The sequence below is a fragment of the Serratia bockelmannii genome (genome assembly GCF_051803255.1).
Lineage (GTDB): Bacteria > Pseudomonadota > Gammaproteobacteria > Enterobacterales > Enterobacteriaceae > Serratia > Serratia bockelmannii.
The window spans coordinates 4,889,965-4,902,948 of the sequence record NZ_CP196512.1 but is presented as its reverse complement, the minus strand read 5'-3'; the positions used below and the strand labels follow the sequence as shown (position 1 = coordinate 4,902,948).

Genomic DNA, 12,984 nt, shown 5'->3' with positions numbered 1-12,984 from the left:
GAGAGCGAATGGATCGCAAGCGTATCGATCAGGCGGCAGCGCAGGCGGGGATCGCCGCCGATTTCATCAATGCCCACGGCAAGCGGCAGGCGATTGAACCGCAGACCAAGCGCAAGCTGCTGGCGGCCATGAACCGAACCGATGTCGAGCAGGAAGGAGCGGCGCCGCCGTTACCGGCGGTCAAGGTGTTCTATCAGGGCGCGCCGCTGGCGCTGACCCCGGCGGGCGAAGGCGAGTACCTGTGGGCGCTGCAACGTGAAGACGGCGAATGCCTGCAGGGGCGCATCGGCGCGCGCAAGACCCTGACGCTGCCCGGCGATCTGCCGGTGGGTTACCACCAATTGACGCTGAGCCAGGGCGAGCAGCAGTGGCCATGCCGGCTGATCGTCGCGCCGAGACGCTGCTTCGAGCCGGACGCCTTGCTGACCGGTAAGAAGCTGTGGGGCGCTTGCGTTCAGCTGTATACGCTGCGCTCCGATCGCAACTGGGGCATCGGCGATTTCGGCGATCTGCGTCTGATGGTGGAGCAGGTGGGGGAGCGCGGCGGCGCCTTCGTTGGCCTCAACCCGATCCATGCGCTGTATCCGGCTAATCCGGAGAGCGCCAGCCCTTACAGTCCCTCGTCGCGCCGCTGGCTGAATCTGGCGTATATCGACGTCAACGCGGTGGAGGATTTCCAGCGCAGCGATGCGGCGCAGCGCTGGTGGCAGAAGCCGGCGACGCAGAAGCAGCTGGCCAAGGCGCGCGCCGCGGAGTGGGTGGATTACACCGCCGTGATGCAGCTGAAGCTGGCGGCGCTGAAGCTGGCGTTTCCGCTGTTTCAGGCGCGCAAGCCAAACGACGGGCAGCGTCAGGCGTTCGAACAGTTCGTCAGCGAGGGCGGCGACAGCCTGTATCAGCAGGCGGCGTTCGACGCGCTGCATGCCCATCTGGCGGCCAAAGATGCCCACCAGTGGGGCTGGCCGGCCTGGCCAGAGCGCTATCGGCAGGGGCAGAGCGAAGCGGTACGGCTGTTCTGCTCCGAACATCAGGACGCGGTCCGCTTTTACCTGTGGCTGCAGTGGCTGGCGGCCACGCAGTTCGCGCAGTGTTTTGACCAGAGCCGGCAGCAGCAGATGCCGATTGGCCTGTATCGCGATCTGGCGGTCGGGGTGGCGGAAGGCGGGGCGGAAACCTGGTGTGACCGCGAACTGTACTGCCTGAAAGCGTCGGTCGGGGCACCGCCGGATATTCTGGGGCCTCTGGGGCAAAACTGGGGCCTGCCGCCGATGGATCCGCACGTGATGGCGGCACGCGGGTACCAGCCGTTTATCGATCTTTTGCGCGCCAACATGACCAACTGCGGCGCGCTGCGCATCGATCACGTCATGGCGCTGCTGCGGCTGTGGTGGATCCCGTATGGCGAAACCGCCGATCGCGGCGCCTACGTCAAATACCCGGTGGACGATCTGCTGGCGGTGTTGGCGCTGGAAAGCCAGCGCCACCGTTGCATGGTGATCGGCGAGGATCTCGGCACGGTGCCGGTGGAAATCGTCGGCAAGCTGCGCGACAGCGGCGTCTATTCCTACAAAGTGCTCTATTTCGAAAGCGACGGTGAACACCATTTCCGCGCGCCGCAGGCCTATCCGGTGCAGGCGATGGCGACCATCACCACCCATGATCTGCCGACGCTGCGCGGCTACTGGCAAAGCGACGATCTAACGCTCGGCAACCGGCTGGGTCTTTACCCGGACGCGGAGATCCTGCGGGCGCTGTTCGCCGATCGGGAACGCGCCAAGCAGGGGCTGCTGGATGGATTGCATCGTTATGGCTGCGTGCCGCAGAAGGTGGGCAAGAAGGCAGCGCTGCTCGGCATGAGCCCGCTGCTCAACCGCGGCCTACAGCGCTATGTCGCCGACAGCGCCAGCGCCTTGCTCGGCCTGCAGCCGGAAGACTGGCTGGATATGGCCGATCCGGTCAATATTCCCGGTACCAGCGATCAGTACCCTAACTGGCGGCGCAAGCTGACCCAGACGCTGGAGGAGATGTTTGCCGACCCGCACATAAACCGCTTACTGAAGGATTTGGACAAGCGGCGCCGCAAGGTGTCGGTGGGGTGACGATGAGGTGTCGTTGTATTAGGTCAAAGGACGAGAACTTTAGTCCCATCCAAATGACGGATACCCGAATTAATTGGAGTTGCAGCTAGGCGGCAAGTGCGTAAATCCCCAGGAGCTTACTTAAGTAAGTGACTGGGGTGCGCGCATGCGGCCAACAACGCTGCAACTTCAAGTAAGAAGGGTATCAATAGTAGGAGTGCTCGCCGCGCTGGTGCTCGGTCAGGTCACGCACGCCTTTCAGCTCCGGGAATTTCTGCAGCAGCTCTTTCTCGATGCCTTCTTTCAGCGTGACGTCGACCATCGAACAACCGTTGCAACCGCCGCCGAACTGCAGGATCGCCATGTTGTCGTCGGTGATCTCCATCAGCGTTACGCGGCCGCCGTGGCCCGCCAGCTGTGGGTTGATCTGCGACTGCAGCACGTATTCCACGCGCTCCATCAGCGGCGCGTCGTCATCGACCTTGCGCATTTTGGCGTTTGGCGCTTTCAGCGTCAGCTGAGAACCCAGTTGGTCGGTCACGAAGTCGATTTCGGCGTCTTCCAGATACGGCGCGCTCAGCTCATCGACATAGGCGGACAGTTTGTCGAACTTCAGTTCGGTATCCGTCGCTTCTACCGCGTCCGGCGGGCAATAAGAGACACCGCATTCGGCCGTCGGCGTGCCCGGGTTGATCACGAATACGCGGATTTGGGTGCCTTCTTCTTGATTTGCCAGCAGTTTGGCAAAGTGTTCCTGTGCAGTATCTGTTATACGGATCATAGCATTAGCTCAATAGTTGACTTCTATAGTCGGTTATAATACGCCCATTGCCGTGGCACTACAACGTGCGGCAAATGCACCATATCTGCACCGAGGCGGCGCCTTGCCGCTGCAGCAGCGCCGCTATCTGCGCGACGGTGCTGCCGGTGGTCACCACGTCATCCACCAGGGCGATATGCCGGCCGGCGACCGATGTCACGCAAACGAACGCGCGTTGCAGATTGCGCCTGCGTACCCCGGCGCTCAGCCGCTGTTGCGGGGCGGTTTTGCGCACCCGGCGCAAGGCGGCGGGCTGATAGGTGCAGCCCAGCCAGCGCGCCAGCGGCCGGGCCAACAGATCGCTCTGGTTATAACCACGGTGCCAGCAGCGTGTTGCATACAAGGGTACCGCTAAAATCAGGTCGGGTCTGTTCAGATACTGCTCTCTGCGCGCCTGCTGCCACCGCAACAACATCAGGCGCGCTAGCGTCGGCGCCAGCTCGGGCGCGCGGTGGAACTTGAACCTTTTTACCAGTTGGCTGAGGGGCGCAACGTAGTCGCCGACGAACACCAGCCGTTGCCAGGGCGGTGGCCGTTGCAGGCAGCGGCCGCAGGGCGTTCGCGTCTTCCCGGCGGGCAATCCGCAGCACGGGCAACACGGCGGGTGGGCCGGCAGATGACGCAGGCAACAGCTGCAGATGCCATGACGGATCAGGCTCAACGGTTGTCGGCATAGCCAACAACGGCTGCGGATTGATAGCATAGCGTCTCCGTGACGGATAAGTATGAAAGGACAATAACCAATGACAGCGCTGTACTGGCAAACAATAGGCGAAGGCGAACGCGATCTTGTGCTGCTGCACGGCTGGGGATTGAACGCCGAAGTGTGGAGTTGCATTCAGGCGCGACTGACGCCGCATTTTCGCCTGCACCTGGTCGATCTGCCGGGGTACGGCCGTAGCCAGGGGTTCGGCGCCCTGTCGCTGGAGCAGATGACGGAAATCGTGCTGGCGGCTGCCCCGCCGCAGTCCTGGTGGCTTGGCTGGTCGCTCGGTGGGCTGGTGGCCAGCCAGGCGGCGCTGATGCAGCCCGAGCGAGTCAAGGGGCTTATCACCGTAGCCTCCTCGCCGTGCTTTGCCGCCCGCGATGAGTGGCCGGGGATCCGCCCGGACGTGCTGAGCGGTTTCCAGCATCAGCTGAGCCTGGATTTCCAGCGCACCGTCGAGCGTTTTCTGGCGCTGCAGACGCTGGGCACCGAGAGCGCGCGTCAGGATGCGCGCCAACTGAAAGCGGTGGTGCTCAACCAACCGACGCCGAGCGTCGAGGTGCTGAACGGTGGGCTGGAGATCTTGCGCACAGCCGATCTGCGTGCACCGCTGGCGGAGTTGACGCTGCCGCTGCTGCGGATCTACGGCTATCTGGACGGGCTGGTGCCGCGCAAGGTCGCCGAGCTGCTCGACGCCGACTGGCCGAACTCTACGTCGCAGATCGTGGCCAAAGCCGCCCATGCGCCATTTATCTCTCATCCCGATGAATTTGTGACGATGATCGAAGCGTTTATTGCAGCACATTGAATGCAGCGTGAAAACGCACGATAGAGCGCGAAAAAAAACGCCGCCGGGTGGATAAAAGACAAAGCTGTTCAATACTTAGTGAGTCAATGCGTTGGCTGCAAAATGAAAAGACCGCGTGCGGCGATTTTCATTTTGGCGTTTCGTCTCTGGGAAACAGGCCCCGTCAGGGAAAGCAACGAGGCCTGAGGATGTCGCGGCAGCCTGCGGTACTACGCATGGATCCTTGACGGCTTTCATAACAGATAAATTATCCATTGAGAGGTTAGTGTCATGAAATCATTGAAGATGATTATTGCAGCGGCAGTGCTGGGTTCGGTGTCTTTCGGCTCCATGGCGGCAACCCTGCTGACCAAGGAAGATCTGGATAAGAATCCGGGTAAATACGAGAAGATCGGCACCGTCACCACGACGGCGGAAACCACGTCACCGATGGATGCCAAGGAAGAGCTGTCCAAACTGGCAGACGAAAAGGGCGGTCAATACTACGTGATCCTGGCGGGCCGCGAACACGGTAAATTCAGCGCCATCGCCGAAGTTTACAAAGACAAGCAATAAGCCTTGAATGGCAAGGGGCGCCGCTGCGGCGCCCCTGATCGTCAGGCCTTCAGCCGGTAGAACACCGTGCTGCATCCCTGGCCCTGCGGGCAGCTTTTGCAACTGCCGCTCAGACAGGCGCCGCCATCCTGTTCGATACGTTCCACTTTCCCCATTGCCGTCAAACGATCCAGCATCGCCTGCACCAGCGGCAACGGCGTCGCCAGCGATTGGCTGAGCTGCTGCGCCTGGGCGCTGCCGCGCAGCGCCAGCGCATCGCGCACCTGCAGCAGCCTGGCCATCAGTGACAGCTCCCTTTGGCGCTCTGGCAACAGGCCGCCGGCGTGGCGTTGCCCAGGCGCACCGTGACGCGGCTGCGTGCCCGGCGCAGGCCGAACAGCACCAGCAGGTTCACCAGCACCACCGCCAGGATCGCCGTCAGGCTGTACTGCGGGTGTTGGTTGAAGGTCGCCGCCTGATAGAACAGCGTCGCCAGCGAGTAGGCCACGTTCAGCCCCCACAGGATAGAGAAGGTCATCCAGCCGCGGCTTGATTCACGTGCGATGGCGCCCATCACCGAAACGCAAGGCACGTACAGCAACACGAAGATCAGGTAGCTGTAGGCGGAAATGCCGGAGCCGAATTTGCTGCTCATCACGCCCATCGAACCGACGCCCATCTCGCCGTCGCCCTTGCTGGCTTCGATCGGGTTGGAGAGCACGCTCAGGCTGAAGGTATTTTTCAGGCCGTCCCAGGTTTCCTGCAGCGCACCGCCCAGCTCATCGAGCAGGTTGAAGTTGGCGGCGTCGAACGCCTCTTTGTTGATGTGCTCGGCGGTATACAGCGTATTCAGCGTGCCGACCACCACTTCTTTCGCCATCGCGCCGGTCACCAGACCGACGGTGGCCTGCCAGTTATCGCTGTGGACGCCCATCGGCTGCAGCAGCGGCGTCAGCACCTTGGAGACCGAAGCCAGCGCGGAGTCGTTGATGTTGTCGACCGTTTTGCCGCTGAACGAGAAGCTGTTCAGGCCGCCGATGAATATGCTGGCTACCACGATCACCTTACCGGCGCGCAACACGAAGCCTTTCAACCGCTGCCAGGTTTGCAGCAGCAGGCTTTTCAGGTGCGGCACGTGGTAAACCGGCAGCTCCATGACGAACGGTGAGGCTTCGCCGCGCATGAGGGTATATTTGAGTACCAGGCCGGTCAGGATCGCCACCGCGATGCCGAGCATGTATAGCGAGAACACCACCCCAGCACCGTCCTGGCCGAAGAAGGCGGCGGCGAACACCGCGAAGATCGCCAGACGGGCGCCGCACGACATGAACGGCGCCATCATGATGGTGATCAGGCGCTCGCGCTGGGCGTCCAGCGTACGGGCGCCCATGATGGACGGCACGTTGCAACCGAAGCCGACGATCAGCGGCACGAAGGATTTGCCCGGCAGCCCGAGCGCCTGCATCAGGCGATCCATCACGAACGCCGCGCGCGCCATGTAGCCGGAGTCTTCCAGGAATGACAGGAACAGGTACATCATGCCGATCTGTGGCACCAGCGGCAGCACGGTGTTGATGCCGCCGCCGACGCCCTGCGCCAGGAATACGGTCAGCCAGCCGGGGAAGTGCAGGGTGTAGCCGAGCCACTGAATGCCCTGAATGAAGATCGCCGCCGAGCCGATATCGAAGATCGGCTGCAGCGCGCCGCCGATATTGATCGCCAGCAGGAACATCAGGTACATCACCAACAGGAAAATCGGCACGCCCAGCCAGCGGTTGAGGATCACTTTATCCAGCATATCGGTCAGGCGGTTGGGCATCGCCTGCTGCGAGTTGCTGACCGCGTCGCTCAGGGTGGCGATAGACTGGTAGCGCGCGTCGGCGATCACCAGCGCCGGGTCTTCTTGCTCCTGCTGTTGCAACGTCTGAATGGCCGCAGGCAGCAGCGCGACGGCGGGACCGGCCAGCCGGTGGCTGTAGATGTCGCCCTCCAGCATCTGCAATGCCAGCCAGCGGCGTTGCACCGCCGGCAGCGTTTGCGGCATGGCGTCGCTTAGCGTGGCGACCGCTTTCAGCAGCAACGGCGGGTAGTTCACCAGCGCCTGCTGCTCGTTGATGCGATGATTGTCGATCATCTGTTTCAGCACGCCGATGCCGTCGGCGCGGGTGGAGATCATCGGTACTACCGGGCAGCCGAGGCGCGCCGACAGCGCGGCGACGTCGATATCGATATGCTGGCTTTTGGCGATGTCGAGCATGTTCAGCGCCACGATGCAGGGGATGCCCAGCTCCAGCAATTGCAGCGTCAGGTAGAGGTTGCGCTCCAGGTTGGAGGCGTCGACCACGTTGATCAGCAGATCGGCGTCGCCGCTCAAAATGTAATGGCAGGCGATCTGCTCATCGAGCGACGTTTGCTCTGAAATGGTGGTCAGGGAGTAGGTGCCGGGCAAATCGACTAGCCGCACGTCGGACTGCGGGGTGGTGAAATGGCCTTCTTTGCGTTCGACCGTCACGCCCGCCCAGTTGCCGACCCGTTGGCGTGCGCCGGTCAGCTGGTTGAACAGCGTGGTTTTGCCGGAGTTCGGGTTACCGATTAAGCCGATGGTGAGTTTTTTCATAGTTCAGCGTGTCGTCTTCAAGGAGAACAGCGCCGGCGCAAGAGCGCGTCGGCAAACGGAGGTCAGGGCTGGCCGTCGAGCTGCAGCAGCGCCAGATCCTTCTTGCGCAGCACCAGGCTGACGCGGCGAGTTTTAATTTCTATCGGATCGCCCAGTGGCGCGACGCGCACTACGTCGAATGAAGAGCCAGGCAGCATGCCGAGCGATAACAATTTCTGGCGGTAGGCCGGCGCAATTTCACCGGAAAAGCCGACAATCTTATACGTGCGTTTAGGTTGAAGCTGCATGTGATTAACCTTCCGGGTGCCGATGAACATCGGGCTGATGATAATTGGACGTTGCCGGCGAAAATGCCACGCCGTCGGCGGTATTCATCCATAAGGTCATGCAATAAAGTAAGCGCAAATAATAGTAATTATCATTATCGCGTTCAATACAAAAAGTAAGGGTATTGTAACCAATTATTATGGTGACGGCAGTTTTTAATGGCGTTGTCTTGATTAACGATGTTTTATCACTGCTTGCACTTGGGAACAAATGAGAATGGCGAGTTAAATCAGTTACGTATTTGTAGCCGAGTTTTCTCGTTTGCAAATATCGATGGCTTTTTCCCTTTATTTATTTCCGCTGAAAGGCAATTCGATAACATTATTCCACCGTAATGCGAGCGGTAACCATTTGTGTTTCTCTCACAATTCGCGAGATGAAAAATGCGTGTTAACGGAGTTGTTAATAAATGGCTGCAGAAGGCATTTTTGTTGCCTGAATAATGGGAGGGTGGTCACGCAGGAACGGGAAATAAAAAGATGATGGTTTATTGAGACGGGTCAAGAAATGCAGCAAGTTTTATTCATCAGAAAGGGCGGAGCAGGCTCCGCCCTATTGGCTCTGACTTAGCGTTTCTTGCCGAATGCCGCCGCCAGCGCGTCGCCCATGGCGCTGTTGCCGGCCGGCGCCGCATTGCGCGGTTTGGCCTTGTTGCCGCCTGCCGAACGGTTGGCGTTGTCGCGTGCCTGTGCCGGCGCGTTGCCGCCGCGGCGCGGTGAACCTTCGCCCGGTTGCTCATCCAGGCGCATGCTCAGCGCGATGCGTTTACGCTGCAGATCGACTTCCATCACCTTCACTTTGACGATGTCGCCGGCCTTCACCACGGTGTGCGGATCTTCGACGAACTTGTCCGCCAGCGAGGAGATGTGCACCAGGCCATCCTGATGCACGCCGATATCCACGAAGGCGCCGAAGTTGGTGACGTTAGTGACCGACCCTTCCAGGATCATCCCCGGCTGCAGATCGTTGAGGGTTTCCACGCCTTCGGCAAAGGTGGCGGTTTTGAACTCCGGACGCGGGTCGCGGCCCGGCTTCTCCAGCTCTTTCAGGATGTCGGTGACCGTCGGCACGCCGAACTTGTCGTCGGTGAAATCGACCGCTTTCAGGCTGCGCACCGCCGAGGCGTTGCCCATCAGGTCCTGCAGCGCCTGCTCGGTGGCGGCCAGGATGCGCTGCACCACCGGGTAGGCTTCCGGGTGAACGGTGGAGGCATCCAGCGGATTGTCGCCGTGGTTGATGCGCAGGAAGCCGGCGCACTGTTCGAAGGCCTTCGGCCCCAGACGGCTGACTTTCAGCAGCTGTTCACGGTTGCTGAAACGGCCGTTCTCGTCGCGCCAGTTGACGATGTTCTGCGCCATCATGCGTGTCAGGCCGGCCACGCGGGTCAGCAATGGTACCGATGCGGTGTTCAGATCGACGCCGACGGCGTTCACGCAGTCTTCCACCACCGAATCCAGCTTCTTCGCCAACTGGCTCTGGCTGACGTCGTGCTGATACTGGCCGACGCCGATGGATTTCGGATCGATCTTCACCAGCTCCGCCAGCGGATCCTGCAGGCGACGGGCAATGGATACCGCGCCGCGCAGCGACACGTCGAGATCCGGGAATTCCAGCGCCGCCAGTTCTGACGCGGAGTACACCGATGCGCCCGCTTCGCTGACGATCACTTTCTGCGCCCGGACGTCGCTGAACTGCTTTTGCAGGTCGAGATAGAAACGCTCGGTCTCACGCGAAGCGGTGCCGTTGCCGATGGCCACCAGCTCTACATTGTGTTTGATGCACAGCGCCGCGACGATGGCGGCGGCTTTGGCCGCTTGCCCGGTGTGCGGATAGACGGTGTCGGTGGCCACCAGTTTACCGGTCGCGTCGACCACGGCGACTTTCACCCCGGTGCGCAGGCCTGGATCGAGGCCCATGGTGGCGCGCATGCCGGCCGGCGCGGCCATCAGCAGATCATGCATGTTGCGGGCGAACACGTTGATCGCTTCGTCTTCCGCGCGCTCGCGCACCGTGCCCATCAGCTCGGTTTCCAGGTGCAGCAGCACTTTGATACGCCAGGTCCAGTTGACCACCGCCTTGCGCCAGGCATCGGCCGGGGCGTTATTCAGACGTAGGTTGAGGTGATTGATGATGATCAGCTCCGCCTGGCTTTCGCGCGGCGCTTCCTCAAATTGCGGATCGGCGTTCAGCGCCAGCTGCAGCACACCTTCGTTGCGGCCGCGGAACATCGCCAGCGCGCGGTGCGAAGGCACCTGGGAAATCGGTTCGTGGTGATCGAAGTAGTCGCGGAACTTGGCGCCTTCGTCTTCCTTGCCCTCGACCACTTTGGACACCAGATGGGCGTTTTTCCACAGGTAGTCGCGCACCTTGGCCAGCAGCGCGGCGTCTTCGGCGAAGCGCTCCATCAGGATATAGCGCGCGCCGTCGAGGGCGGCTTTCACGTCCGCCACGCCCTTGTCGGCGTCGACGTAGCGTTCAGCCAGCTGTTCCGGCTGCTGTTGCGGATCCTGCCACAGCGTGTCCGCCAGCGGTTCCAGACCGGCTTCGATGGCGATCTGGCCACGGGTGCGGCGCTTCGGTTTGTACGGCAGGTAGAGGTCTTCGAGTTCGGTCTTGCTCAGCGTGGCGTTGATCGCCCCCGCCAGCTGTTCGGTCAGTTTGCCCTGTTCATCGATCGACTTCAGGATGGTCTGACGACGATCTTCCAGTTCACGCAGATAACCCAGGCGGGTTTCCAGCTGGCGCAGTTGGGTGTCGTCCAGGCCCCCGGTGACTTCCTTACGATAGCGTGCAATAAACGGCACGGTATTACCTTCATCCAGCAGACGGATGGCGGAGTCGACTTGCTCCGGCCGGGCCTGCAGTTCTGTTGCAATAATGCGGCTCAGTGGGTCATTCATAGGTCTGGTATCTGTATTGAGAACGGTGAATAAACAGGGGACAGTTATACGGATTGATCGCGGAAAATGCCAGTGGAGCGGGCCGCCGCCGCGCGGCCGCGGCGTGGAGAACAGCTCAGGCGGCGGCGTTGGCGGCGGTTCGGAAAAAGCTGAAAGCTTACTTCGGGTAGTTTATCTCATTTACGTACCACTGTGCCTCGCCCAGCGGCGTATTGACGGTGGCGATGTCCCCGACCTCTTTTTTCAGCAGGGCGCGCGCCATCGGCGCATCGATGGAGATGTAATCCTTGCGGCCGAAAATCTCGTCGTAACCGACGATGCGAAAGCGTTTGGTCTCGCCGTCGTCATTCTCCACCTCCACCCAGGCACCGAAGAACACCTTGCCTTCCTGCTGCGGGGAGTAATCGACGATCTTCAACTGCTCCAGGCATTTGGTCAGATAGCGGACGCGGCGGTCAATTTCGCGCAGCCGCTTCTTGTTGTACTGGTAGTCGGCGTTTTCGCTTCTGTCGCCCAGGCTGGCGGCCCAGGTCACTTTTTTGGTCACCTCGGGGCGCTCTTCACGCCAGAGGTAATCCAGCTCTTGTTTGAGCTTGTCATACCCTTCACGGGTTATCAGTTGAGTTCTCATCGTGATTTATCTTTATGGGGCCACCGCCACAGTGTACGTGAATGCGGGGGGCTTTAGAAATGGCGCGCGGGCCTGCGCCTTGTCGCACGGTTTTTATTCAGTTTGCGCAGCTTTTAACAATCGGGAGTATGCTTAGCGATAGCGGAAAAGGAATGTGACGAAAGGAGGATATCTGGCGAGAGAGACAAGGAATTTTGGCGCACAACCCAACACATTGAAGGTATTACCGCATGGAATTTAAAGATTACTACGCCACGATGGGCGTTGAGCCCAACGCCGATCTGAAAACCATCAAAACGGCCTACCGCCGGCTGGCGCGTAAATATCACCCTGACGTGAGCACTGAAGACGACGCCGAGAGCAAGTTCAAGGAGCTGGCCGAAGCCTATGAGGTGCTGAAGGACGACGAGCGCCGCGCCGAGTACGATCAGATCCGGCTGCACCGCAACGATCCGAACTTTGGCCGCCAGGCGCGCGGCGATCACGGCGGCTATCAGCAGAGCGCTTCATGGCACGGCGGCGGCGCCGACGCGCAAGACTTCTCCGACTTCTTCGAGAGCATGTTCGGCGGGCGTGCGGCGGGCGGGCACCGCTCCGCTTCGCACTCGCACGGCGGGCATGGCTTCCGCGGCCAGGATCTGGAGATGGAGGTGCCGCTGTTCCTCGAGGAAACGCTGCATGGCCAAAGCCGCGAGATCTCCTATACGCTGCCGGTGTATGACGAGCTGGGGCGGCAGGTGAGCGAAGCCAACAAAACGTTGAACGTGAAAATCCCGGCCGGCGTGGGCGATGGCGAGCGCATTCGCCTCAAGGGGCAGGGCGTTGCCGGCGTGGGCGGCGGCCAAAACGGCGATCTGTATCTGGTCATCCGCCTCGCGCCGCACCCGCTGTTTGAGATAGATGGCCACAACCTGAGCATCGTGGCGCCGCTCGCTCCGTGGGAAGCGGCGCTCGGCGCCAGCATTGAGGTGCCGACGCTGACCGGCAAAATCGCGCTGACCGTGCCGGCCGGCAGCCAGAGCGGCAAACGGCTGCGGGTCAAAGGCAAAGGGCTGGCGGGCAAGAAAGAGCCCGGCGATCTGTATGTCATTCTCAAGGTGGTGATGCCGCCGAAGCCGAACGAGAAGGCCAGCGCCCTGTGGCGAGAGCTGGCTGAACAGGCGGCGTTCAACCCGCGCGCGGAATGGGAGTAAAGCACATGATGAAGAAAGAGATCACATTCACCGTGGTGGAGCTGTGTCAGCGAGTGGAGATTTCAGAGGATGAGCTGGTCGAGATCGTCGGCCTGGGCGTGATCGTGCCGTTGGAGCCGGCGCAGCCGCGCTGGGAGTTCGATTATCCGGCGCTGAGCCATCTGCAGCGCGCGCGCAGGCTGCGGGCCGAGCTGGATCTGGACTGGCCGGGGATCGCCATGGCGCTGACGCTGCTCGATCGGGTTGATGCGCTACAGCAAGAGAACCGGCAGCTGCGTAGGCAGCTGGCACGTTTCCTGCAGACCTCCTGACCCGACAGCTGAACGCCACCGGGCGCTTCCCCGGTGGCGAAATTGCACAAAATTGGGCC

12 protein-coding genes are annotated in these 12,984 nt (G+C 61.1%); 5 read left to right on the top strand and 7 right to left on the bottom strand.

Going from position 1 to position 12,984, the window contains the following annotated elements:
- The first annotated feature begins 8 nt into the window (after positions 1 to 8).
- Positions 9 to 2,099, top strand: a complete 2,091-nt coding sequence (gene malQ / locus ACSJLU_RS23330; protein WP_151429168.1) for a 4-alpha-glucanotransferase — start codon at positions 9 to 11, stop codon at positions 2,097 to 2,099.
- A 184-nt stretch (positions 2,100 to 2,283) separates the two neighbouring features.
- Here malQ and nfuA read toward each other — a convergent pair whose 3' ends face one another.
- Together nfuA and gntX are read right to left on the bottom strand one after the other, a co-directional pair.
- Positions 2,284 to 2,859, bottom strand: a complete 576-nt coding sequence (gene nfuA, locus ACSJLU_RS23325; RefSeq protein WP_025304558.1) for a Fe-S biogenesis protein NfuA — start codon at positions 2,857 to 2,859, stop codon at positions 2,284 to 2,286.
- A 58-nt stretch (positions 2,860 to 2,917) separates the two neighbouring features.
- On the bottom strand, positions 2,918 to 3,601 hold the full coding sequence (gene gntX / locus ACSJLU_RS23320) for a DNA utilization protein GntX (protein WP_380827143.1): 684 nt from the start codon (positions 3,599 to 3,601) through the stop codon (positions 2,918 to 2,920).
- Between the two features lie 40 nt (positions 3,602 to 3,641).
- Between gntX and bioH the strand changes: the two genes are divergently transcribed.
- Both bioH and ACSJLU_RS23310 read left to right on the top strand, forming a co-directional pair.
- Positions 3,642 to 4,412, top strand: a complete 771-nt coding sequence (bioH, locus tag ACSJLU_RS23315) for a pimeloyl-ACP methyl ester esterase BioH (RefSeq protein WP_025304556.1) — start codon at positions 3,642 to 3,644, stop codon at positions 4,410 to 4,412.
- A 270-nt stretch (positions 4,413 to 4,682) separates the two neighbouring features.
- Complete coding sequence (locus ACSJLU_RS23310; RefSeq protein WP_004930765.1) at positions 4,683 to 4,967, top strand: YdgH/BhsA/McbA-like domain containing protein; 285 nt, start codon at positions 4,683 to 4,685, stop codon at positions 4,965 to 4,967.
- 41 nt (positions 4,968 to 5,008) lie between these two features.
- Here the strand turns inward: ACSJLU_RS23310 and ACSJLU_RS23305 are convergent, their stop codons facing one another.
- The 5 genes from ACSJLU_RS23305 to greB form a co-directional block, all read right to left on the bottom strand.
- A complete protein-coding gene (locus ACSJLU_RS23305; protein ID WP_025304555.1) occupies positions 5,009 to 5,248 on the bottom strand; it encodes a FeoC-like transcriptional regulator in 240 nt (79 codons plus the stop codon).
- Complete coding sequence (gene feoB, locus ACSJLU_RS23300) at positions 5,248 to 7,563, bottom strand: Fe(2+) transporter permease subunit FeoB (protein ID WP_049208839.1); 2,316 nt, start codon at positions 7,561 to 7,563, stop codon at positions 5,248 to 5,250. The genes ACSJLU_RS23305 and feoB overlap by 1 nt, the downstream gene beginning before the upstream one ends.
- 62 nt (positions 7,564 to 7,625) lie before the next feature.
- Complete coding sequence (gene feoA, locus ACSJLU_RS23295; RefSeq protein WP_043139125.1) at positions 7,626 to 7,850, bottom strand: ferrous iron transporter A; 225 nt, start codon at positions 7,848 to 7,850, stop codon at positions 7,626 to 7,628.
- Between the two features lie 606 nt (positions 7,851 to 8,456).
- Positions 8,457 to 10,790: a Tex family protein gene (locus ACSJLU_RS23290; RefSeq protein ID WP_043138931.1), complete on the bottom strand. Its 2,334-nt coding sequence runs from the start codon at positions 10,788 to 10,790 to the stop codon at positions 8,457 to 8,459.
- A 157-nt stretch (positions 10,791 to 10,947) separates the two neighbouring features.
- Positions 10,948 to 11,421, bottom strand: a complete 474-nt coding sequence (greB, locus tag ACSJLU_RS23285; RefSeq protein WP_025304551.1) for a transcription elongation factor GreB — start codon at positions 11,419 to 11,421, stop codon at positions 10,948 to 10,950.
- A 230-nt stretch (positions 11,422 to 11,651) separates the two neighbouring features.
- Between greB and cbpA the strand changes: the two genes are divergently transcribed.
- Together cbpA and ACSJLU_RS23275 are read left to right on the top strand one after the other, a co-directional pair.
- Complete coding sequence (gene cbpA / locus ACSJLU_RS23280; protein WP_025304550.1) at positions 11,652 to 12,614, top strand: curved DNA-binding protein; 963 nt, start codon at positions 11,652 to 11,654, stop codon at positions 12,612 to 12,614.
- Between the two features lie 5 nt (positions 12,615 to 12,619).
- A complete protein-coding gene (locus ACSJLU_RS23275) occupies positions 12,620 to 12,925 on the top strand; it encodes a chaperone modulator CbpM (RefSeq protein ID WP_004930739.1) in 306 nt (101 codons plus the stop codon).
- Positions 12,926 to 12,984: the final 59 nt, after the last annotated feature.